Source organism: Herbidospora sp. RD11066 (assembly GCF_054661255.1).
In genome coordinates, this window is sequence record NZ_BAAGDO010000002.1 from 1109511 (window position 1) to 1131810 (window position 22300).

Genomic DNA, 22300 nt, shown 5'->3' on the forward strand with positions numbered 1-22300 from the left:
CCCGCGCCGGTGGCCCCCGCAGGGCCACCGGCGTATCGAATCGGCCACCAAACGACCACGAAAAGTGATATTTCTGCTACGGCGGAAACACGTGCTTTCAGGTCGCTTTGGTGGAGGCCGACATCGAGCAGTCCCGCGACACGCGGGCCAGGGTGGCGGCGGCCGTCGTCCGGCAGGCGGGTGACGGAGCGCTGCGGCTGACGCCGCCGTTGCTGCTCGCCACCCTCTGCGCCAGTGCGCTCACCCCGCTGGCCCTGGACGCGCCGGACGTCGCCCTCGCCCAGGTCGTCGCCGGAGTGGGCGTCAACATCCTCAGCCAGGTGATCGGCGACTCGATCACCGCGCTACGCGCGAGGGCGAAGAAACCCGAACCGGAGGTGGCCGAGCAGGAGCTGACCACGCGGATCGCCCAGCTGCTCGACACCGGCTCGGCCCAGGCCAAAGAGCTGCGGATCGAGATCGCCGGAGTGCTCCGCGAGATCGACGCGGCCGGTCTCACACTGGAGGCGATGATCAAGACCGGCGACCGGGCGCTACAGTCGCAGATCGCCGGCGCGTTCACCGACCTGAGCGCCGAGTTCTCCGAGTTCGGCTTCCTGCTCACCGGCCTCGAGGACACCGCCGACCAGACCCTGTCCGAGCTCCGGCGGCAGGCGGCGGAGCTCCGGTACGACCGCGACCAGGCCCGGCACCGGTCCGACCAGCTCGTCCTCATCCGCGACGAGCTGGCCCGGCTGCGGCGGGTGCGCGGCCACGACCCCGAGACGGTGCGATGGGAGAACGGAAGCCCGTACCGGGGGCTGCTGCCGTTCGAGGCCGACCACGAGGCGATCTTCTACGGACGCGAGCAGCTGACCGCCCGGCTGGTGGGCAAGGTGGGCGAGCGGCTCACCGGCCCTGGGCTGGTGATGGTGACCGGCGCGTCGGGTGCGGGCAAGTCGTCCCTCGTCCGGGCCGGGCTGCTGCCCGCGCTGACCCGGGGGCGGCTGGCGGCGGCCGGGTCGGACACCTGGCCGCGCCTGCTGTTCACCCCGACCGCGACTCCCCTGGACGAGTTCGCCGCCCACCTGTCCGCCGCCGGAAGGCTCGACCCGGTCACCACGATGAACGCGCTGGCCGAGCGCCCCGGCCGGGCGGATCTGCTCGTGCGGCAGTGCCTCCTGACCCAGGGCGCCCCCGAGCGCCTGGTGATCGTCGTCGACCAGTTCGAGGAGGTCTTCACCCTCGCCGGAACCGCGCAACGGGAGGCGTTCATCACGGCGCTGGCCTCGATCGTCGCGCGGCCGACGGGCCTGGTCATCCTGGTCATGCGCGGCGACTTCACCGAGCGGTGCGCCGACCATCCCGTGTTAGCCGAAGCGCTGATGGACGGACAGTTCGTCGTCGGCCGGACCACCCGGTCCGAACTGCGGCTCGCCATCACCGGCCCGGCGGCGGCGGCCGGTCTGACCCTGGAGCCGGGCCTGAGCGAGGCCATCCTCGACGAGCTCGGCCCGAGCGTCCACGAGGCGGGGGCACTGCCGCTGTTGTCCCAGGCGATGCTGATGACCTGGGAGAACAGGGACGGCGACCGGATCACCCTCCGGGGATACGAGCGCGGCGGGGGCGTGGAGTTCGCCGTCCAGACCAGCGCGGAGGCGGTGTTCGACGGTCTCTCCCCCGACCGGCAGGCGCTGGCGCGGCGGCTCTTCCGGCAGATGACGCAGGTGTCCCACGACGGCCACCTCGCCCGGCGGCGGCTGGGCCGGGCCGAGCCGCCGGACCGGGCCGACGTGGACGCCGTCCTGAACGCCTTCGCCGCCCGGCGCCTGATCGTGCTCACCGCGACGGACGCCGAGATCAGCCACGACTGCCTCCTGCACGCCTGGCCACGGCTCCGCGACTGGCTGCGGGAGGACCAGGCCGTCCACGCCGAACACGGCCGGCTCACGGACGCCGCCGCCGTCTGGGACGCCCATGGCAGGGACGCGTCCTTCCTCTACCGGGGCGTCCGGCTGGCATCCCTACGCGCGGCCCGCGATGTCTGGACGGCCCATCCCGGACGCTTCCCCCCGGTCGGCGAGACGGCCCGGGACTTCCTCGACGCGTGCGAGCGGGCCGCCGTGAAGGCCGAGCGGTCCGTCGTCCGCCGCAGGCGGCTGACCCGGCTGGTCGTCGCGGGGACGACCGTGCTGGCGCTCGTCGCCGTGACCGGGGCGGTCCTCGCCGTCAGGTCGGCGGACGAGGCCGAGACCGGGCGGCTGGAGGCGCTGTCGCGGCAGCTGTCGGTGCAGAGCGTCACCCTCGCCGAGACCGACCCCGTCGCCTCGGCGAGGCTGGCCCTGACGGCCTGGGACCGGGCCGAGACCGACGAGGCCCGCCACGCGGTGCGCAACGCGCTGGCCTCACCGCTCCGAGGCGTCCTCACCGGCCACACCGACGCGGTCAGGGCGGTGGCCGTCAGCGCCGACGGCAAGCGGGTGGCGACGGCGGGAGCGGACGGCACCGCCCGGCTGTGGGACGCCCCCACCCACCGGCAGATCGGCGCACCTCTCACCGGCCACGCCGGCCCTGTCTCGGGAGTGGCCTTCGGCGGCGGCCTGCTGGCCACCACGGGGACCGACCGGACCGTCCGGCTCTGGGACCTCGCGACGCAGCGGCCGGCCGGCACCCTGCGTAGCGAGGACGTCGACCTCTCCGGCCAGGTGGCGTTCGGCCCCGGCGCCACGACGGTGGTCGCCACCGCGACCGACGGAACCGCCCGGTCGTGGGACGTCGCCACCCTGCGGCCGACCGGCCCGCCCGTCGGTCGCAGCCGGGCCCTCGCCGCCACGGCCCTGAGCGGTGACGGCGGGACGCTGGCGGTGGCGGGAGCCGGAGGTTCCGTCGTCCTGTGGGACGTCGCCACCGGAAAGCGCGTCGGAGCCGGTCCCCTCGGCGACACCGGAAACGTGCGGGCCCTGGCGTTCCACCCCGGCGGCGGCCTGCTGTGCGCCGTAGGAACCGACGGCACACTCCTTCTCTGGGATGTACGCACCCGGAAGCGGCTCGGCGACCTGGTCTCCACCGAGCTGGGAGCGCTTTTCGCGGTCGCGTTCAGCCCCGACGGCGCCACGTTCGCCGTCACCGGCGACGACACCGTGCAACTGTGGGACACCGCGACCCGCAGGCGGATCGGCGCCCCCCTTGCCGATGGCATCGGTCCCGTGGAAGCGATGACCTTCGACCCCGCAGGAACGACGCTGATCACCGCGGGTACCACGGGGGTCGTCCGCCGCTGGGACACCCGCGTCCACCGGCAGATCGGCCCCCCGCTGGGCGGCCACGAAGGCTACGTGCTCGCGATGGCCCACGACGACGATCACGACCTCCTGGCCACAGCGGGCGCCGACGGGAAGGTCCGGTTCTGGGACGTCACCACCGGCGAGCAGACCGGCAGGACCCTGCCGGACCACGCCGGTGCCGTCTACGCGATGGCGTTCGACCCCGAAGGCACGATCCTGTCCACCGCCGGATCGGAGGGAGAGATCCATCGCTGGGACGTCCGCACCCGCCGCCCGGCCGGCGCCGTCCTCCGGACCGGATACCTGGCTTCATCGGTACGGTTCAGCCCCGACGGCACCCGCGTGGCCACGACCGGCGCCGACGGCAAAGCCCGCATCTGGGACGTCCCCGCCCGCAGGCAGATCGGCCAACCGGTCAGCGGCCCGGAGGCCATCGACACCGTGGCGTTCGGCCCCGGCGGAACGACGCTGGCCACCGCCGAACGCGACGGCACGATACGACTGCTGGACGCCGTCACCCACAAGGAGCTCACCCCACCTCTCGCCGGCCATGTCGGCAGGGTCAGTTGGGTGGGCTTCAGTCCTGACGGGACGACACTGGTCTCCGCCGGTCTCGACGACACGACCCGCCTGTGGGAGGTCGCCACCGGCGAGCAGCTCGGCACACCTCTCGCCGGTGGCGGAAGGGTCGCCTCCGCAGAGTTCAGCCGCGACGGGACGACACTGGCCACCGCCGGGGTCGACGGCCTGACCCGCCTGTGGGACGTCCCCACCGGGAAGCAGATCGGCGCGCCCCTCGCGGGCCACACCGACACCGTCCAGCTGGTGGCCTTCACTCGCGACGGAACCACGCTGGCGACCGTGAGCAACGACGCCACCGCCCGCCTGTGGGACATCGCCACCCCCACCGGGATCTGCGCCGTCGCCGGCGGCTCCCTCACCGAGGAAGAGTGGTCCAGATACCTGCCGGACGAGCTCTACCGGCAGCTCTGCTGAAAAGGGTTGGACGAGGTGGTGATCGGGCTTGTAGCTTGCAGGCGACCGCGACATCGCCCGAGGAGGTGAGACCCATGAACGTATCGACGTGGGTGCTCCCCCTTCCCATCACGGTCGGGCGATCGACGTAGGTGTCGCCGGGAGCGCCGCAGACCAGGCACTCCCGAAAGGCACCACCTATGCACTACGACGTGATCATCGCCGGATGCGGCCCCACCGGCGCGATGCTGGCCGCCGAACTGCGGCTGCACGACGTGCGGGTCCTCGTCCTGGAGAAGGAAACCGAGCCGACATCGTTCGTCCGCATCGTCGGGCTGCACATCCGCAGCCTCGAACTGATGGCGATGCGCGGACTCCTCGACCGCCTCCTCCCCCACGGCCGCCGCCGCCCCGCCGCGGGCTTCTTCGCCGCCATCCCGAAACCGGCACCCCAGGGCCTCGATTCCCCGTACGACTACCTCCTGGGCATCCCCCAGCCGGTCATCGAGCGCCTCCTCGAAGAACACGCGACCGAACTGGGCGCCGAGGTCAGGCGCGGTCACGCGGTCACCGGATTCTCCCAGGACGACGAAGGCGTGACGGTCGAACTGGCCGACGGCGAACGGCTCCGTTGCCGCTACCTGGTCGGCTGCGACGGCGCGCGCAGCACGGTCCGCAAACTGCTCGGCGTCGGCTTCCCTGGCGAGCCTTCACGGAACGACACCCTCATGGGCGAGCTGCAATTCAGCGCGCCACCGGAGGAGATCGCCGCCAAGGCCGCCGACCTCGGCAGAACCCTTCAGCGGTTCTGGCTCAGGCCCTTCGGCGAGGGGATCTACAGCGTCCTGATCCCGGCGGCGGGAGTCAGCGACCGCACCGAACCACCCACCCTTGAGGACTTCCGACAGCAACTGCTCTCTTTCGCCGGTACGGATTTCGGCGCCCACTCCCCCCGCTGGCTGTCCCGTTTCGGAGACGCCACCCGGCTGGCCGAACGCTACCGAGTAGGGCGGGTGCTCCTGGCCGGTGACGCCGCGCACATCCACCCGCCGACAGGTGGTCAGGGCCTGAACCTGGGCGTCCAGGACGCGTTCAACCTCGGCTGGAAGCTGGCCGCCCAGATCCAAGGCCGGGCACCTGAGGGCCTACTCGACACCTACCAGGCCGAACGCCACCCGGTCGCTGCGGAGGTCCTCGACAACACCCGCGCCCAGACGGAGTTGTCGTCCCCCGAACCAGGCCCCCAGGCGGTCCGCAGACTGCTCACCGAACTGATGGACTTCGACGAGGTCAACCGCCACCTGATCAAGAAGATCACCGCGATCGACATCCGCTACGACTTCGGCGCGGGCCCCGACCTCCTCGGCCGCCGCCTCCCCGACCTCGCCCTGAAACAGGGCACCCTCTACAGCCACCTGCACCAAGGCCGCCCCCTCCTCCTGGACCGCACCGAACACCTGACCGTCGACGGCTGGTCAGACCGCGTCGACCATCTGCCCGATCCCACTCCCGCCCTGGACGCCCTCAGCGTCCTGCTCCGCCCCGACGGCCACGTGGCCTGGATCGGCGACGACCAGCAGGACCTGAACGTCCACCTCTCCCGCTGGTTCGGCGAGCCCACCGACTGATCCCCCACAACTAACCGTGGTGCTCTGACGCCGAAGCAGCGGCCGAAGAGCACCACGAGTTGATCGGCGCCGATGTCGGCGGTCTGCGCCACCTCGCCATCGTGACCACGTCCTGGCCCGCGGGACGGACAGGCCACTATCGGCGAGCACCTGGAACTCCGCGCCCGATGCCTGCGATCATGACCCGGATGGACGCTCGCTTCCTCGGTATCCCCGACCTGGCCGAACCCCCGTCAGTCGCGGTCGTCGTGGACGTCATGCGTGCCTTCACCGTCGCCGCGTGGGCCTTCGCCCGAGGCGCGGAGAAGATCGTTCTTGCCGCGTCGCTGGACGACGCCCTGGCGCTCAAGGCCCGCCACCCTGGTTGGGCCGCGATCAAGGACGGCCCGCCCGCGCCCGGGTTCGACGCCGTCAACTCGCCCGGACTGCTGCGATCCATCGATCTCGGCGGTCGCACCGTCGTACAGAAAACAACCGCCGGAACGGTCGGTGCCCTCGCGGTCAAGGACGCCGATCTGGTGCTGTGCGCGAGCTTCGTGGTGGCGGAGGCGACGGTCCGGATGCTGCGGACGCACGAGCGCGTCACCTTCGTCGTGACCGGTGAGGACGGGCGGGCCGATGAGGATCTGGCATGTGCGCAGTACATCGCCCGGGGGGCCACCGGCCCCGCGGCCGGCTATCTCCGGCGGGCCGCCGAGTCACGGGCCGCCTTCGAGCTGAGGGAGGGGGTGCGCGAGGGCGTCCATCCCGACGACGTCTCGCTCTGCCTGGAGCTCGACCGGTTTCCCTTCGCCATGGTGGCGGCGCTGGAAGGTCCGCTCATGGTGCTGCGTCCACGGCACTGAACCTCTGACGATCTCCACCCGTCTCGGAGGCATGAGAGGTTTGTGGCCCCTGGCCGCCATCGCGGTGCTCGCCGCCTGTGGGACGGCGCCGGCCGACACCACCGCCACCGAGCGACGGTACGAAGCCGACGCCACCGTGCTGTCCGACCCGAAGCACGGGCCCCAGCTCTGCATGATGGTCGCCGAATCGTTCCCGCCCCAGTGCCAGGGCCCCGACGTCGTCGGATGGGACTGGGCCGCCGTCCGGCACACCGAAGAGCGCGGCACCCGCTGGGGGCTGTACCACGTCGTCGGCACCTGGGACGGCGAGCGCCTGACCCTCACCGAACCGCCCCGCTCCCCCGAGCCGCCGGCCTCGCCGCCCGACGACACGCCGATCACCACTCCGTGCCCGGAACCCGAGGGGGGCTGGCGTCCCGCCGACCCCGCCAAGGTGACCCAGAAGACGATGGACGCGGCGCTCGCACGAGCTCAGTCGATCCCCGGGTACGCCGGAAGTTCGCTCGACCAGAGCTACCTGAAGGAGATCGAGGGCTACGACCCCGGCGACGTGAGGTCCGTCGAGCGGTACGCCAACGATCCTCAGCGCGTCGTGCTGACCCTCCTGTTCACCGGCGATCCGCAGGTCCACGAACCGGCGATCCGGGAGATCTGGGGCGGCGCGCTGTGCCTCGCCGCGGCCCCGCGCAGCCAGAGCGACCTGTGGGCCCTTCAGGACAGGGCGTTCGACGAGATCGAAGGCGCCGTCTCGGCCGGCTCGAACGAACGGACCGGCCAGGTCGAGATCACGGTCTGGGTGGCGACGCCGGAGCGGCAGCGCGAGGTCGACGAGAAGTACGGAGAGGGCCGCGTCCTCCTGACGGGCTTCCTCACGCCTGTGGACTGAGGCGCTCCGCCGCGAGGGACGCGCTGCTCACGAGGGCCGCGATGACGATGAACAGGAAGCCGTTGCGGTAGCCGTCGAAGCCGTCTCCCGCCGCCAGGAGGGTGACCAGGACCGCGACGCCGATGGCGCTGCCGACCTGGCGGGACATGTTCAGCACGGCGCTGCCCGTGGTCGAGCGGTCGGGCGGCAGGGTGCTCGCGGTCGCGAACAGCGGGGCCTGGGTCATGCCGACGCCGCTGCCCGCGACGATGAGTCCGGGCAGGAGGCCGGCGACGTAGTCGGGGTGGGACGGGGTGACCAGGAACCAGAACAGCCCGGCGGCGGCGACCAGCAGGGTGCCGACCATGGCCGTGTTGCGGCGGCCGAAGCGGGCGGTGATGCGTCCGGCGTTGACGGCGAGCAGGCCCGACATGATCGGGCCTGGGGCGATCGCCAGACCGGCCTGGATGACGCCGTAGTGCCAGACGTCCTGGAGGAGGAGCACCGTCAGGAGCAGCCAGGCGGAGAAGGCCAGGAAGAACAGGAACAGCGCGACCGTCGCCACGGTGAACTGGCGGCTCTGGAACAGCCGCGCCTCGATCAGCGCGTGCGGGTGGACGATCGACCGCCGGAGCGTGACGATCCCGGCGGCCACGGCGACCGCGAGGAGACTCAGGGTGCGGGCGTCGGCCCAGCCCCACACCGAGCTCTGCACCAGCGCGAACGTCAGCAGCGCCAGGCCGACGACCAGCGAGATCACCGACACCACGTCGGGCAGCCGGGCGCCGTCGCCGGCGCGGCTCTCGGGCAGCAGGCGCAGCCCGGCGACGATCGTGGCGGCCCCGATCGGGACGTTGATCAGGAAGATCCAGCGCCAGTCGAACTCGACGAGCAGCCCGCCGACCGTGGGGCCCGAGGCGGCGGCGACCGCGGCGACCCCGGCCCAGATGCCGACCACGAGGGTGTGCTCGTTCTTGGGGAACGACGGGTAGAGCAGTCCGAGCGACGTCGGCACGATCATCGCGCCACCGGCCGCCTGGAGAATCCGCCCGATCACCAGGACCGGCAGCGTCGGGGCCACGGCGCAGATCACCGAGGCGACCACGAAGACCGCGACACCGATCAGTAGCAGGCGGCGTCGGCCGACGTGGTCGGCCAGCCGTCCCATCGGCACCAGCAGGGCGGCGAAGGTGATCGCGTACGCGTTCAGCACCCACGACAGGTCGTTGAGCCCCGACTGGTCGAAGCTCCGCGCCATCGCGGGCAGCGCGATGTTGACGATGAACAGATCGAGCTGCGCCATGAACGCCACGGCGGCCAGCACCGCCAGCACGGCCCACCGACGCCTCGACGGCGCCCCGACGACCGTCGCCGAGGTCTCCTGGTCGATCATGCAGCCCTCCGGTTGAGTGAGGATCTAACTCAACTAGACCATAACAGAACACCTCCCGGCTCGGACAATGTGATCTACCAGACGGAAACGAGGTAAGGTTCCTCCGTGACCATGGTTCCGGCGTCAACGGTGCTGAGCTTCGTCAACACGCGCTTCGACGGAAAGGGCGGCCACGTCGAGCGGTTCGGCGACGCCGCCGACTTCGCGGCCTGGGCGGCCGAACACGGCTTCCCCACTGACGAGACGATCAGCGAGTCCGAGGCCTTCGCGGCCCGAGAACTGCGCACCGCCCTGCTCACCCTGCTGCTGAGCCACAACGACCACCCGGATGTCACCGAGGAGGAGGTCAGGGCGGCCGAGCGCCATCTGGCCCACGCGGGCGAGCTCTATCCGATCCGCGTCGTCCTCACCGCCGACGGATCACAGTCCGCCGGCCAGCGCCGAGGAGCGGCCGGCGTCTTCGGATCGGTGCTCGCCGCCGCCGACCAGATCGTCCAGCAGGGGCGGTGGCCCCGGATGAAGGCCTGCTGCAGCGCGCCCTGCCGCCACGGCTTCCTCGACCGCACCCGCAACGGCACCCAGCGCTACTGCGCCCAGCGCTGCGCCTCCCGCGCGGCGATGAGGGCGATGCGCGACCGCCAGAACGACGGAACAGGGGCACCTGAGCAGGCCGAGCGCGGGCGAAACCTGGCGGCCGGAAACTCGCCGTAGGCGCTCAAAAGGCCGGGAACCGCCGCCGAAGCAACGCCCCGCAAATCCCGAGATCAGATGGACGCCTCGTAGCGGGTGACGATCGCCGCTGCGCGGTCGCGCAACGTGTCGCGGAGCCACTGTGGCGTCAGGGCCTCTCCGTTCGTGCCGAGTTGCCACAACGCCCATTCCGCATGCCGCCGGTCCTGGAAGTCCGCTTCCAGGCGGAGCCAGCCGTCCGGGTCGGTCTCCTCGAAGCGGATGGCCAAGGCGGTAGCCACCAATTCCTCGCGCCGGGCCGGATTCAGCCGTACCAGCACGGTCACCTGGTCGCCTCCCGCCCGGAAGCGGGTGCTGCGTTCCTGCCACGCCCGGTCCAGGTCGACGCGGTCGGCGCGTTGCGCGGGTTCGGGGAGTTCCTCGGCGGCCGAGATGCGGGACAGGCGGTAGGTGCGGTCGGCGCCCGAGCGGGTGGCGAGCAGGTAGCCCTTGTCGCGCACGGTCACCAGGCCGATCGGGTCGACGGTGCGCCATTCCGGCGTCTGCCCGAAGGCCTCGTACAGGATCTTCAATCTGCGGCCGGCGAAGACCGCGCGCAGGACCTCGGCCACGACGGCGTCGGGGGCCTCCTCGTCGGCCAGGCGCCGGGACAGCAGGTCGGTCTCCGGGTCGATGAGCAGGCGGCCGGCCGCTCCGGCCGCGGTGGCGCGGTAGCCGGCGGGGAGGGCGTCGACCACCTTCAGCATCGCGGAGGCGAGGGCGGAACCCAGGCCGAACGCCTGGGCGCCGCGCCGCGATCCGGCGACGAGCAGGGCGAGTGCCTCGTCGTGGTTGAGGCCGGTGAGCTCGGTGCGGAATCCGGGGAGCAGCGCGAACCCGCCGTGGCGGCCGCGTTCGGCGTAGACCGGGACGCCCGCCGCCGACAGCGCCTCGATGTCGCGCAGGACCGTGCGGGTGGAGACCTCCAGCTCGCGGGAGAGCGCCGCAGCCGACAACCGGCCGTGCTGACGGAGCAGCAGGACCAGGGAGACCAGCCGGTCGGCGCGCATCCGGAAACTCTACGGAATACACGACACAGGGTGTCGTGATTCCCCGACAGGCTGATCGTCATGACAACGAAGCGAACCGCGGTGAACCCGTGGGCCTGGTCGACCGGGCTGGGCTACAACCAGGGCGAACTCGTCTCCGGACACACCCGGACCCTCTACCTCTCGGGGCAGACCGCGATGAGCGGCGACGGCAAGCCCCAGCATCCCGACGACATGGCGGCGCAGCTCGCGCTGACCCTCGACAACCTGGAGGCCGTGCTCGCCGAGGCGGACATGTCGCTGGCCAACCTGGTGCGGCTCAACGTCTACACCACCGACGTCGACCGTCTTTTCGAGCACTACGGCGTGCTGGCGGGGCGGCTGGGCGCGGCCCGGGTGGCGCCGTCGACGACGATGCTCGGGGTGTCACGATTGGCGATCCCCGACCTGCTGGTCGAGCTGGAGGGGACCGCCGTGGCGTGACGACATCACCCGCTCGGTCAGGGCCAGCACCGCGCGGACCGTGCGCGGGTCGAGGCTCGGCCGATAGGCCGGTACGGGAACGGCGCGCGGCCCGATGACCAGCCCGGTCTCCAGCGAGGGATCGGTGGCGGCGGCCAACGAGGGGCGGGCCGCCACCGAGGCCGGGCCCGAGGTCGAGCGTTCGAAGACCCGGCGGACGAGGGGCCACAGCAGGCGGTAGCCGGGCTTGACGATCCGGGGCGAGCGCATCGTCCCGTCGGTCATGGGGGTCGCGGCGCCGCCCGGGTCGGCGGCGAAGACCGCGGTGGTCCCGCGCAGCCGTCCGGCCAGGTCGAGGGTGTAGGCGAGGTGGGCCAGCTTGGCCCTGCCGTACCAGTGGAAGCCGTAGTAGCCGCCGGGCGGGTCGACCTCGTCGAAGACGTTCTTCGCCGCCCGGACGGCGCCCGAGGTGACGTTCACGATCCGGCCGCCCCTGACGACGTCCAGGAGCAGTTCGGTCAGCAGGTAGGGCGAGAGGTGGTTGACCGCGAAGCTCGCCTCGATGCCGTCGGCCGTCTCGGTGCGGTCGGGGAACATCGCGCCGACGTTGTTGACCAGCACGTCGATCGGGCCGTCATCGGCCAGCCGGGCGGCCAGGGCGCGGACCTCGTCCAGAGAGGAAAGATCGGCCTGGACGAAGGTCGCGCCGCCGATGCGTTCCGCGGCGGCCCGGCCGCGGGAAACGTCTCTGCCGACCACGGTGACGTGGTGGCCGGTCGCGGCGAGGCCGATCGCGGTCTCCAGGCCGATGCCGCCGGTTCCGGCGGTCACCACTGCGCGTCGAATCATGGCATGCCTCCACTAAACGGATAACCATCCGCTTAGTACGGTAGCACGAAGCGGATAGCTATCCGCTTTCGCGCAGGCCCTGGAGAAGCACGTCCAGATAGAGCTCGGACCGGCCGGGAGCCACGCCGATCGCATGGACGACGCCGCAGACCAGATGGACCACATCGCGCGCGTCCACATCCGCGCGGACCCGCGCCCGGACGAGCAGTTCGGCCGCCGCCGCGCCGAACTCGGCCTTCATCGCCGAGGTCTCCGGATCGGCGTCGTCGGGCGCGTCGAGCACGGCCGCGAACCCCGGGTCGGCCACCGCCCGGCCCACGATGGAGCGCAGCAGATCGCCCAGCCCCGCCACGGGATCGTCGGCGGACGCCGCCGACCGCGCCTCGGCGACCAGGTCGCGGAACCGCTCGGCCGTCAGCGCCTCCAGGAGGGCGAGCCGGGTCGGGAAGTGCCGGTAGACCGTGCCCACGCCGACCCCGGCCAGCTTGGCGAGGTGGTTGAACTGGAGCGACTCATCGCCGGCCTCCCACTGCTCGCGGGCGACCCGGAGCACCAGAGCGCGGTTGCGGGCGGCGTCGGAGCGGGGTCTGGTCACCCGGCCAGCCTAGTGACCCTTGATCGTAAGGACTCCTTCCCGACTCCCCCGGTTACGAGTTGATGTCGCCCATTGACCCTCATAGTGGCCAGACCTAAGGTCCATTGAAAGTTAGGAAATGTTACTAACTTTCCGTGCACGACGGGTCTGAGGAGAAACCACGTGCGCTTCATCTCTCTCGCGGCCGCCGGGTGTCTGGCCCTGACGCTGACCGCATGCACCGCCGGCAAGGAGGCGCCGCCCTCGCTCGGGGCCCAGGCGCCCAATCCGGCCTCGTCCGCCGCCCTGCCTCCCGCGACGCTGGAGTTGTGGCACGGCTTCTCGACCGACGTCGAGACCAAGGCGTTCGAGGAGGCGATCGCGGGCTTCACCAAGAAGTTCCCGCAGATCAAGGTCACCACGAAGAAGGGGATCCAGGACGACCAGATCACCCAGGCGATCCGGGGTGGCCAGGCGCCCGACGTGGCGGCGTCGTTCACCACCGACAACGTCGCCCAGTGGTGCAAGAGCGGGGCGTTCCAGGACCTCACGGCGGTCATCAAGCAGGACGGCCTCGACCTGGGCGTGCTGCCGGCCGCGTCCCGCGCGTACACGGAGTTCGAGGGCAAGCGGTGCACGATGCCGCTGCTCGCCGACGCGTACGGGCTCTACTACAACAAGGCGCTCATGCAGGGCGAGGAGCCGCCGAAGACCCTGTCGGAGCTGACCGAGCTGACCAAGAAGCTCACCGTCCGCGACGCCGACGGGAACATCGAGGTGGCTGGGTTCATCCCCAGCTTCCAGTACTACGAGAACTCCCCCAGCCACCTCGGGCCCATGGTCGGCGCGAAGTGGTACAACGACGACGGCACCTCGGCCATCGGCTCCGACCCGGCGTGGAAGGAGCTGCTGACCTGGCAGAAGGAGCTCGTCGACTGGTACGGCTACGACAAGCTGGAGAAGTTCCGCAAGGGCCTGGGCGACGAGTGGGGCGCCGAGCACCCGTTCTTCGAGGGCAAGGTCGCGATGGTCCTCGACGGTGAGTGGCGCAACGCCATGATCGCCGCCGACCCGAAGGCCAAGGCGCTCGACTACGGCACCGCGCCGCTGCCCGTCTCCGACGCCAAGCCCGACCTGTACGGCAGCGGCTTCACCGCCGGAACCGTCATCGGCGTGCCGAGGGGCGCCAAGAACCCGCAGCAGGCGTGGGAGCTGGTCAAGTATCTGACCACCGACACCGCGTCGCTGGTCACCCTGTCGAACGCGCTGCGCAACGTGCCCACCACCCAGGCCGCCATGAACGACCCGGGCCTGGCCGAGGACGCCAACTTCGCCACCTTCCTCAAGATCTTCGCCCACCCGAAGACCTCGACGCTCCCGGCGAACGTCAACAGCGTCTTCAACCAGGACGCCTTCTCCACCTTCCTCATCCAGTGGGAGAAGGGCGCGGTCAAGGACCTCGACGCCGGGCTGGCCGAGGTCGACAAACGGATCGACGACAAGATGAAGCTGTCCGGAGGCTGATCGATGGCCTCCACGCGCGGGGAGGGCGTCCGCGCCCTCCTCTGGCTCTCCCCCTGGCTCATCGGGATCGCGATCTTCTTCGTCTACCCGCTGATCTCCACGGTCTACTTCTCCTTCCAGCGCTACGACCTGTTCACGCTGGAGTTCATCGGCCTGGACAACTGGCGCTACGCCTTCCACGACCCGCGCCTGCTCCAGTCGGGGCTCAACACGCTCTGGCTCGTGGTGTTCATGGTCCCGGCGCAGGTGCTGTTCGCACTGGGCGTGGCGCAGCTGCTGACCAAGATCAAGAGCGGGTCGGGCGTCCTGCGCACCCTGTTCTACCTGCCCTCGCTGGTGCCGACGGTGGCGGGCACGGTCGCCTTCGTCTACCTGCTGAACCCGGCCACCGGCCCGGTCAACCAGGCGCTGTCGTGGATCGGGATCACCGGCCCCGACTGGTTCGGCAGCGCGGCGTGGGCCAAGCCGAGCGTGACGCTGCTGGCGCTGTGGGGCGCGGGCAACACCGTCATGATCTTCCTGGCGGCGCTGCTCGACGTACCGAAGCATCTGTACGAGGCCGCCGCCATCGACGGCGCGGGCGCGTGGCGGCAGTTCCGCAACATCACGCTGCCGGTCATCTCCCCGGTGCTGATGTTCTCGGCGGTGACCGGGGTGATCTACGCGGTGCAGTACTTCACCCAGGCGATGATCGCCTCCCGGGTGGCGTCGGGGGCGACCGACTCGGCGGGCACCTCGTTCACGCCCGGCTACCCCGACGGCGCGCTGCTCACGCTGCCGCAGCACCTGTTCCAGACCGGGTTCCGCGACTGGTCGATGGGGCTGGCCTGCGTCCACGCGCTGCTGCTGTTCGCGGTGTCGATGCTGTTCACGCTGGTGCTGCTGCGCCAGTTCAACCGCGCGGAGGCGGCCTCATGACGCGCAGACGCGGTCTCTACTGGATCGCCCAGCACGCGCTGGCGATCGCGCTGTCGCTGATGTTCCTCGGGCCGATCGTGTTCATCGCGCTGACCGCGCTGATGACCGACGAGCAGGCCCTCACGAGCGCGCTCTGGCCGGAGCAGTGGAACTGGGGCAACTTCGCCGAGGTGTTCGCCCGGTCGGAGCTGCTCACCTGGACCTTCAACACCTTCGTGTACGCCTCGCTCGCGACGCTGTTCATGCTGGTGTCGTCGATCCCGGCGGCGTACGCGCTGTCGCGGTTCCGGTTCCGGGGCCGGAAGCTGGCGTTCCTCGTGGTGATCAGCGCGATGATGCTGCCGCCGCAGGTCGTCGCGGTGCCGATCTACCTGGTCTGGGCGCGTCTCGACCTGACCGACTCGCTCTGGCCGCTGATCCTGCCGATGCTGTTCGGCGACGCCTTCTCGATCTTCCTGCTGCGTCAGTTCCTCATCACGATCCCCCGTGACTACACCGACGCGGCGAAGGTCGACGGCTGCTCCGATGTGCGCATCCTGTTCACCGTCATCCTGCCGATGGCCCGCCCCGCCATCGCGGCGGTGGCGCTGTTCTCGTTCTTCTACTGCTGGAACGACTACTACGGTCCTTTGTTGTACGCGGGGGTGGACCAGGAGAATTGGACGCTGTCGCTGGGCCTGGCCACTTTCAAGGCCTTCCACAGCGTGCAGTGGAACCTGACCATGGCGGCCACCCTGCTGGTGACCGCGCCCGTGATCGTCGTCTTCCTCTTCGCCCAGCGGGTCTTCATCGAGGGCGTCACACTGACAGGAGTCAAAGGGTGAAACTTTCACGACCGGTCCTCGCGCTGACGCTGATGGCCTCCGTACTGGCCAGTCCGGCGCAGGCCGACGCGTCGCCGTCCCACGTGAGAGTCGACCAGGTGGGCTACTGGCCGAACGAGAGCAAGCACGCCTACCTGATGACGGCCGGTGGGAAGGGCCGCTTCACCGTGGTCGACCACCGCGGGAAGACCGTGTTCACCGGGCAGGCGGGGGCCGACCGGGGGTCGTGGAACGGCGCCTACCCGCACGTCTACGAGCTCGACCTGACCAAGCTGCGCACGCCCGGCCGTTACCGGATCAAGGCCGGTGGCGCCGTCTCGTCGGAGTTCCAGATCGCGCCGTCGCGCACTCCCGTCCACGACATCCTGCGGTTCTTCGGCATCCAGCGGGACACCACCCACCGCAACGACCGCGCGGCGTCCGTCTACGACTGGCCGGTGTTCACCGGCCCGGACACCGACCAGACCAAGGGTGAGCTGAAGAAGGTCGGCGGCCCGGTCGACGTCGAGGGCGGCTGGTTCGACGCGGGCGACTACCTGAAGTTCACCCACATCCTCGCGTACGTCGACACCATGCTCTGGGCCGCCCAGCGCGACGGGAAGGCCGACGTCCGCGACGAGGCCGCTCACGGCCTGAAATATCTCGACAAGATGTGGGACGAGAAGTCCAAGACCCTCTACATCCAGGTCGGCGTGGGCGCCGGGAACGAAGAGGGCACCTTCGTCGGCGACCACGACATCTGGCGCCTCCCCGAGGCCGACGACCACGACACCGCCGAGGGCCACCAGTTCATCCGGCACCGCCCGGTCTTCCGCGCCGCCGCCCCCGGCCAGCCGATCAGCCCCAACCTGGCCGGCCGCACCGCCGCCGCCTTCGCCCTGGCCTCCCAGCTGGAACCCGACCGCCGCCGCGCCGCCCGCCTGCTCGACGAGGCCGCCTCGGTGTATGCCATGGCCAAGACCGAGAACGTCGGCCAGCTCGTGACCTCGCTCCCGCACGCCTTCTACCCCGAGAGCGTCTGGCGCGACGACATGCAGCTCGGCGCCGCCGAGATGACCCTGGCCGCGCAGCGCCTGCGCGACCCGCGGGCCAACCGCTGGCTCGCCGACGCCGCCCGCTGGGCCCGCGCCTACCTCGACGAGGAGCAGGGCGACACCCTGAACCTGTACGACGTGAGCGCCCTGGCCCACGCCGATCTCGTCAAGGCCATCCGGGCCGCCCGCGCGTTCGACCTGGCCGTGACGGAGGCCGACCTGGTCGCCGGTCTGAAGGCCCAGCTCGACCTCGGCGCGGAACGCGCCGCCGCCGACCCCTTCCGCGCCGGTGCGGAGCACGACCAGTTCGACGCCGTCCCGCACGCCTTCGGCCTGGCCGCCACCGCCGGTCTCTACAAGCGGGTGACGGGCGAGCGCACCTACGACGCCTTCGGCACCCAGCAGCGCAACTGGACGTTCGGCGCCAACCCGTGGGGCGTGTCCTTCGTCGCCGGGGCGGGCGCCAACTCCATCGGCTGCCCGCACCACCAGATCTTCAACATCACCGGCAAGCCCGCCACCGGCGCCGTCGTCAACGGCCCGAACAGCGCCGACCTGTTCGAAGACGGCCTCGGCGACCACTTCGAGGAGATGCCCCCCTGCCCCGCCGACGGAAAGGACCGCTACGCCGAGTTCACCGGCCACGGCAGCCGCTTCGTGGACGACGTCCGCTCCTGGCAGGCCTCCGAACCGGCCGACGATTTCGCCGCGATCGCGCTGTACGCTTTGAGCCTGATCTCGTCATGAACCCGCACGCGGAGTTGATGTGAAGCCTCCTCTGCACGGGACCCCCAGCCTGATGCGGGCGATCAACAAAGGCCGGGCCCTGCGGGTCCTGCTGGAGCGCGGCCCGCTCACGCGTCCCGAGATCGGCGAGCTCACGGGCCTGTCCAAGCCGACGGCCTTCCAGCTCCTGGCCCGCCTCCACGAGGCGGGCCTGGTGGTCGCCGACGGCATCCGCGCCGGCCAGCCGGGCCCCACGGCGGAGGTCTACCGGATCAACCCCGACGCCGCCTACGTCGCCGCCCTCGACGTCACCCGCGACCGGATCAGCGTCCGCGTCGCCGACATCACCGGGCAGGTCCGAGGCGAACACACCGTCACCGTCCCTTCGGAGGCCCCCGCCCCGCTGGTCGACCGCCTAGCGTCGGCCATCGCGGCGGCGGGCCCGCCGGGCCCGCTGCGCCGGGTGGTGATCGGCGTCCAGGGCGCCGTCGACCCGACCACGGGCCTGCTCAGTTACGCCACCGACGAGGACCTGCCCGGCTGGAAGGTCCCCGACCTGCTCCCCACCCTGCGCACGGGCCTGGGCACGGCGGTCGACGTGGAGAACGACGTCAACCTGGTGGCCCTGGCGGAACAGGCCCACGGCGCGGCCTCCGACTGCCCCGACTTCGTCCTGTTGTGGGCCGACGAGGGCCTGGGCTCGGCGCTGGTGATAGGCGGCCGCCTGCACCGCGGCTTCTTCGGCGGCGCCGGAGAGGTCGGCTACATGCCGACCCCGGGCGTGGCCACCGCACGCGACGGCGGCCGCTTCGGCCACCACGGCTACCAGGCGCTGGTGGGCGGCCCTACCGTCCACGACCTCCTGCGAACGTACGGCGTCGAGGCCCCCGACTTCCGCCGGGCGGTGACCTCGGCCGTCACCCTGGCCCAGGGCACGGACCTGGCGGCCGAAGAGGCGGGCGCGGGCCTGCGCATGGTGGCGGCCAGACTCGCGGTCGGCCTGGCCGCCGTTGCGTCGGTCGTCGATCCGGGGCTGATCGTCCTCGCGGGCGGGCTGCCTACGGCGGGTGGCGAGTATCTGCGGGACCTGGTGGAACGGGAGCTGCACGCGATCACCCATTCGCGGCCGCAGGTGCGGTTGTCGGCGCTGGAGGGTAATCCCGTGTTGGCGGGGGCGCTGGACCTGGCGCTGAAATCCGTCCAGGAAGAGCTCTTCGAGCTGCTGATCTGACCTGACTCAGCGTGGGGCGAGGATGCGGAGTTGGAGCATCGCGGCGAATCGCTGTTCCGGGTCGGTCAGGTCGATTTCGCCGACCTCCGTCACGCGTTTCAGCCGGTAGCGCAGGGTGTTCGGGTGGATGAACAGGGCGCTGGCCGCCTTGGCCACGTCGCCCAGAGCGTCCAGCCACGCCTCCAGAGTCTCGACCAGGCCTGCGTTGTTGCGGGCGTCGTAGTCCATCAGGCGGGCGATCGCGCCGGCCGGGCGTTCGTCGCGGGCGGCGGCCAGGTCGCGGAGTTCCAGGACCAGAGCGAGGGTCTGCACGTCGTCGAGGCGGGCCACCCGCAGGTTGGTGTGGCCTTCGCGTATCACCCGCAGCACCCGGTCGGCCTGGGCCTTCCCGTGGACGATCGCGCTGATGTCCGAGCCCGCCGGGGCCACCGCCACGATCGCGTGGAGGTTGCCGTCGACCCGGTCGACGAAGTCGGCCGCCAGTCGGGCCGCGCGGCCTTCGGGAGCGTCGCCGACGACGGGGAGCAGGCCGTAGACCGTGCCGCCGACCGCCGCCACGGCCGATGACGGCACGGTCGCCGACAGGTGGACGGACAGCGCGTCGGCCAGCCGTTCCAGGTCGGTGTGGGGGTCGCCCGGCAGGAGGCCGGCGCTGACGATGACGAGGCGGCGGGCCGACAGGCCCAATCGCGCGAGGGCGTCGCGGGCGCCCGCGCCGCCTTCCAGGACGGTGCCGATCAGGTCGGTGCGCAACCTCCGTTGCACGTCGGCGCCGGCCCGCAGGCGCAGTAGATGGAGGGCGACCAGCTTCGACGCGTCCAGCAACGCCTGGGTGCGTTCGGCGTCGACCTCGCCGTCCATGGCGGCCCAGATCGAGCCCAGGACCTCGTCGCCCGCCCGCACCGCGATGGCGACGCGTTGCACGGTGATGGCCTCGTAGCCCAGGTCCTGCGGGCGGACGACCACCGGCGCCTGGTGGCGGTAGAGGTCGCGGAAGACGCCCAGTTCGGTGAGGCGCACCGCGTACCGTTCCGGGACCTGGCGGCCGATGACGGTCTCCACGCGAGACGGGTCGGCCTCGTCCTGGCGGCCGGAGAAGGCCAGGACGCGGGAGCTGCGGTCTTCGATCGTGATGGGGGCGTCGAGGAGGGCGGCCACGGCGTTCGCGACGGCGAAAAGGTCGCCCGACGGCAGGCCGCCGAGGGACTCGTGGTCGGCCACCCCGATGTCGCCCTCGGCGAGCATCGCGCGCAGAAGGGCGGTGAGCTGGGCCCAGGTCGCGCCCCGGCGCAGGCCGATCAGGGCCACGCCGCTCTCCTGGATGGCGGCCCGCAACTCGGGGGTCAGCGCGACCGGGGCCCGGACCACCAGGCCCACCGTCGAGTGGGCGCCGAGCGCGCGGAGCAGCGACGGCAGGGTGCCTCCGGCCGGGTCGACCCCCACGCCCAGCACCAGCGAGCGCGGCGCGAGGACCGGTTCGTCCAAGGGGTCGAAGATCACCAGGGCGCTGATGCCCTCGGGGTGGTCGACGTCTCCGGCGACGAGTTCCAGGAGGGTGGAGCCCAGGTCGTCGAGGACCCGCCCGAGGCTGGCACGCGGTCGCTGACTCACGCCCGGAGTATAGGCGCGGCGATCAGAAACCGATCCACTCCGTACCGGTCGTGAAGCGTTCGAGCAGTTCGGGGATGGGGGTGACGCCCAGGCCCGGACCGGTGGGGACGGTGACGTGGCCGTCCACCAGGACGATCGGCTCGGTGATGTCGGTGCGGTAGAAGCGGTCGGAGGCCGAGACGTCGCCGGGGAGGGTGAAGCCGGGCAGGGCGGCCAGGGCGATGTTGGCGGCGCGGCCGAGGCCGGTCTCCACCATGCCGCCGCACCACACCGCGATGCCGTGGGCGGCGGCCAGGTCGTGGATCTTCCTCGCCTCCAGGTAGCCGCCCACACGGCCGGGCTTGATGTTGATGATCTGGCAGGCGCCCAGCGTGATCGCGGCGGCGGCGGTCTGGGCCGACACGATCGACTCGTCGAGGCAGATCGGCGTCTTCAGTTGCCGGGCCAGGGCGGCGTGGCCGAGCACGTCCTCCTCTTCCAGCGGCTGTTCGATCAGCAGCAGGTCGAAGGCGTCGAGTCTGGCCAGGTGGCGGGCGTCGCGGAGGGTGTAGGCGGTGTTGGCGTCCACCTGGAGGAGCACATCTCCCCCGAAGCGGTCGCGGACGGCGGCGACCGGTTCCACGTCCCAGCCGGGTTCGATCTTGAGTTTGATGCGGGCGTAGCCCTCGTCCAGATAGCCCTCGACCGCCGTGAGCAGCGCCGGGATCGAGTCGTGGATGCCGACCGAGACTCCGCTGGGCACGCGGTCGGCCACGGCGCCGAGTTCGCGGCCGAACGAGCGGCCGAGCGTGCGCAGCTCCGCGTCGAGGAGCGCCATCTCCACGGCCGCTTTGGCCATGCGGTGTCCCTTGTACGGATGCAGCAGGCCCGCCACCGCCCCCGCACCCGACCTGGCGATCGCGGCCGTCCCCTCCGGCGAGGCGAGCTTGGGCAGCAGGAAGCGGCGCAGAACGTCCTGCTGCGACTCGACGTATTCGGCCGAGTAAAGCGGGTCGGTCAGCGCGACGCACTCGCCCCAGCCCTCGGCGGCGTCGGTGACCGCCCTGACCAGCAGGATGTCGCGGTCGACCTGGGTGCCGAACGAGGTGCGGAACGGCGAGACGAGCGGCATCGAGAGGCGGCGGAGTTCGATTCCGCGCAGTTTCATGGGTTCTCCAGGTCGACGAGGTAGCCGAGGTCGCGGTCGAAGTCGACGACGCGGCCCCCGGCCGCCATCAGGGGCGCCAGGTCGTCGCGGAGGCGACGTCGCCAGGCTACGGCCGCCGCCGGGTCGTCTTGACGCAGGGCCTCGATGTCGGCGGGCGCGGCGACCCGGCGGGCCGAGGGTCCGGCGGGCGGGGGCTCGAACGGCTTTCCCTCGCAGGCGGCGACGACCCTCGGCGAGAGCAGGTCCCAGCGCACCAGCAGGCGGTCGGTGTCGTCGGTGCCGTTGATCGCGTCGTGCATCGCGCCGTAGAAGTTCGTGAGGTACTCCACCGGGAGCGCCCCCAGCTTGACGATGTTGAAGTAGGCGTTGCGGCCGACCAGCGGGTCGAAGGTCCACTCGATCGTGGGGATGTCGCGCGCCAGGGCCCACGACCGCTGGTGGATCTTGAGCGCCGTGCCGACGCCGCGCCCCGCCAGGCCCGGCGCGACCCCGGCGACGTGGCTGTGCAGGGTGCGGGCCGCCGGTTCCTCGTGGAAGCCGATGCAGACGCCGACGAGGCGCTCGCCCTCCCAGGCCCCGGCGGCGTAGTTGCCCGCCCTGGACAGGGCCCGGAGGAACTCCACCGTGATCAGCGGACGGCCCCAGATCGCCACGAGCAGGTCGATCATGGCGTGGGCGTCGGACAGGTCCCGCAGATCCCTGATCACCAGCAC

The 22300-nt window shown here is 71.3% G+C and carries 18 protein-coding genes; 11 read left to right on the forward strand and 7 right to left on the reverse strand.

Annotated elements, in window-relative coordinates:
• Nucleotides 1-110 precede the first annotated feature (110 nt).
• From ACYQ78_RS10670 to ACYQ78_RS10685, 4 genes are all read left to right on the forward strand, one after another.
• Complete coding sequence (locus tag ACYQ78_RS10670) at nucleotides 111-4259, forward strand: nSTAND1 domain-containing NTPase (RefSeq protein ID WP_459800604.1); 4149 nt, start codon at nucleotides 111-113, stop codon at nucleotides 4257-4259.
• 179 nt (nucleotides 4260-4438) lie between these two features.
• The gene (locus tag ACYQ78_RS10675) at nucleotides 4439-5866 is read left to right on the forward strand and encodes an FAD-dependent monooxygenase (RefSeq protein WP_459800605.1); all 1428 of its coding nucleotides are present in this window, start codon (nucleotides 4439-4441) and stop codon (nucleotides 5864-5866) included.
• A gap of 188 nt (nucleotides 5867-6054) precedes the next feature.
• Nucleotides 6055-6711, forward strand: a complete 657-nt coding sequence (locus ACYQ78_RS10680) for a 2-phosphosulfolactate phosphatase (RefSeq protein WP_459800606.1) — start codon at nucleotides 6055-6057, stop codon at nucleotides 6709-6711.
• A gap of 31 nt (nucleotides 6712-6742) precedes the next feature.
• On the forward strand, nucleotides 6743-7597 hold the full coding sequence (locus ACYQ78_RS10685) for a hypothetical protein (protein WP_459800607.1): 855 nt from the start codon (nucleotides 6743-6745) through the stop codon (nucleotides 7595-7597).
• Here ACYQ78_RS10685 and ACYQ78_RS10690 read toward each other — a convergent pair.
• Entirely contained in the window at nucleotides 7581-8969 is a 1389-nt protein-coding gene (locus tag ACYQ78_RS10690; RefSeq protein WP_459800608.1) for a DHA2 family efflux MFS transporter permease subunit, read from the reverse strand. The two genes, ACYQ78_RS10685 and ACYQ78_RS10690, sit on opposite strands and share 17 nt — an antisense overlap.
• A 111-nt stretch (nucleotides 8970-9080) precedes the next feature.
• On the opposite strand from ACYQ78_RS10690, the gene ACYQ78_RS10695 reads away from it, so the two are divergent.
• Nucleotides 9081-9680 carry an ABATE domain-containing protein gene (locus ACYQ78_RS10695; protein ID WP_459800750.1) on the forward strand — a complete coding sequence of 200 codons (600 nt, stop codon included), beginning with the start codon at nucleotides 9081-9083 and terminating at the stop codon, nucleotides 9678-9680.
• Nucleotides 9681-9733: 53 nt separating this feature from the next.
• Here the strand turns inward: ACYQ78_RS10695 and ACYQ78_RS10700 are convergent, their stop codons facing one another.
• Complete coding sequence (locus ACYQ78_RS10700; RefSeq protein WP_459800609.1) at nucleotides 9734-10708, reverse strand: helix-turn-helix transcriptional regulator; 975 nt, start codon at nucleotides 10706-10708, stop codon at nucleotides 9734-9736.
• A gap of 60 nt (nucleotides 10709-10768) precedes the next feature.
• Between ACYQ78_RS10700 and ACYQ78_RS10705 the strand changes: the two genes are divergently transcribed.
• Complete coding sequence (locus ACYQ78_RS10705; protein WP_459800610.1) at nucleotides 10769-11170, forward strand: RidA family protein; 402 nt, start codon at nucleotides 10769-10771, stop codon at nucleotides 11168-11170.
• Here the strand turns inward: ACYQ78_RS10705 and ACYQ78_RS10710 are convergent.
• Both ACYQ78_RS10710 and ACYQ78_RS10715 read right to left on the reverse strand, forming a co-directional pair.
• A complete protein-coding gene (locus ACYQ78_RS10710; RefSeq protein ID WP_459800611.1) occupies nucleotides 11114-11998 on the reverse strand; it encodes an SDR family NAD(P)-dependent oxidoreductase in 885 nt (294 codons plus the stop codon). The genes ACYQ78_RS10705 and ACYQ78_RS10710 overlap by 57 nt on opposite strands.
• Before the next feature lie 58 nt (nucleotides 11999-12056).
• Nucleotides 12057-12593 (reverse strand): TetR/AcrR family transcriptional regulator, encoded by a 537-nt coding sequence (locus tag ACYQ78_RS10715; protein WP_459800612.1) that lies wholly within the window; start codon nucleotides 12591-12593, stop codon nucleotides 12057-12059.
• Between the two features lie 162 nt (nucleotides 12594-12755).
• Between ACYQ78_RS10715 and ACYQ78_RS10720 the strand changes: the two genes are divergently transcribed.
• From ACYQ78_RS10720 to ACYQ78_RS10740, 5 genes are read left to right on the forward strand one after another with little or no spacing between them, the layout of a single operon-like run.
• Entirely contained in the window at nucleotides 12756-14096 is a 1341-nt protein-coding gene (locus ACYQ78_RS10720; protein ID WP_459800613.1) for an extracellular solute-binding protein, read from the forward strand.
• A 3-nt stretch (nucleotides 14097-14099) separates the two neighbouring features.
• On the forward strand, nucleotides 14100-15014 hold the full coding sequence (locus ACYQ78_RS10725; protein ID WP_459800614.1) for a carbohydrate ABC transporter permease: 915 nt from the start codon (nucleotides 14100-14102) through the stop codon (nucleotides 15012-15014).
• Nucleotides 15011-15838: a carbohydrate ABC transporter permease gene (locus tag ACYQ78_RS10730; protein WP_459800615.1), complete on the forward strand. Its 828-nt coding sequence runs from the start codon at nucleotides 15011-15013 to the stop codon at nucleotides 15836-15838. The genes ACYQ78_RS10725 and ACYQ78_RS10730 overlap by 4 nt, the downstream gene beginning before the upstream one ends.
• Nucleotides 15835-17619 (forward strand): glycoside hydrolase family 9 protein, encoded by a 1785-nt coding sequence (locus ACYQ78_RS10735; RefSeq protein WP_459800616.1) that lies wholly within the window; start codon nucleotides 15835-15837, stop codon nucleotides 17617-17619. The genes ACYQ78_RS10730 and ACYQ78_RS10735 overlap by 4 nt, the downstream gene beginning before the upstream one ends.
• Before the next feature lie 19 nt (nucleotides 17620-17638).
• Nucleotides 17639-18829, forward strand: a complete 1191-nt coding sequence (locus tag ACYQ78_RS10740; RefSeq protein WP_459800617.1) for an ROK family transcriptional regulator — start codon at nucleotides 17639-17641, stop codon at nucleotides 18827-18829.
• A 6-nt stretch (nucleotides 18830-18835) separates the two neighbouring features.
• Here the strand turns inward: ACYQ78_RS10740 and ACYQ78_RS10745 are convergent, their stop codons facing one another.
• From ACYQ78_RS10745 to ACYQ78_RS10755, 3 genes are read right to left on the reverse strand one after another with little or no spacing between them, the layout of a single operon-like run.
• Nucleotides 18836-20440, reverse strand: coding sequence for a PucR family transcriptional regulator (locus tag ACYQ78_RS10745; protein ID WP_459800618.1), 1605 nt, complete (start codon nucleotides 20438-20440; stop codon nucleotides 18836-18838).
• Between the two features lie 22 nt (nucleotides 20441-20462).
• Nucleotides 20463-21587 (reverse strand): o-succinylbenzoate synthase, encoded by a 1125-nt coding sequence (gene menC / locus ACYQ78_RS10750; protein ID WP_459800619.1) that lies wholly within the window; start codon nucleotides 21585-21587, stop codon nucleotides 20463-20465.
• Nucleotides 21584-22300 (reverse strand): GNAT family N-acetyltransferase, encoded by a 717-nt coding sequence (locus ACYQ78_RS10755; RefSeq protein WP_459800620.1) that lies wholly within the window; start codon nucleotides 22298-22300, stop codon nucleotides 21584-21586. Before ACYQ78_RS10755 ends, menC begins: the two co-directional genes overlap by 4 nt.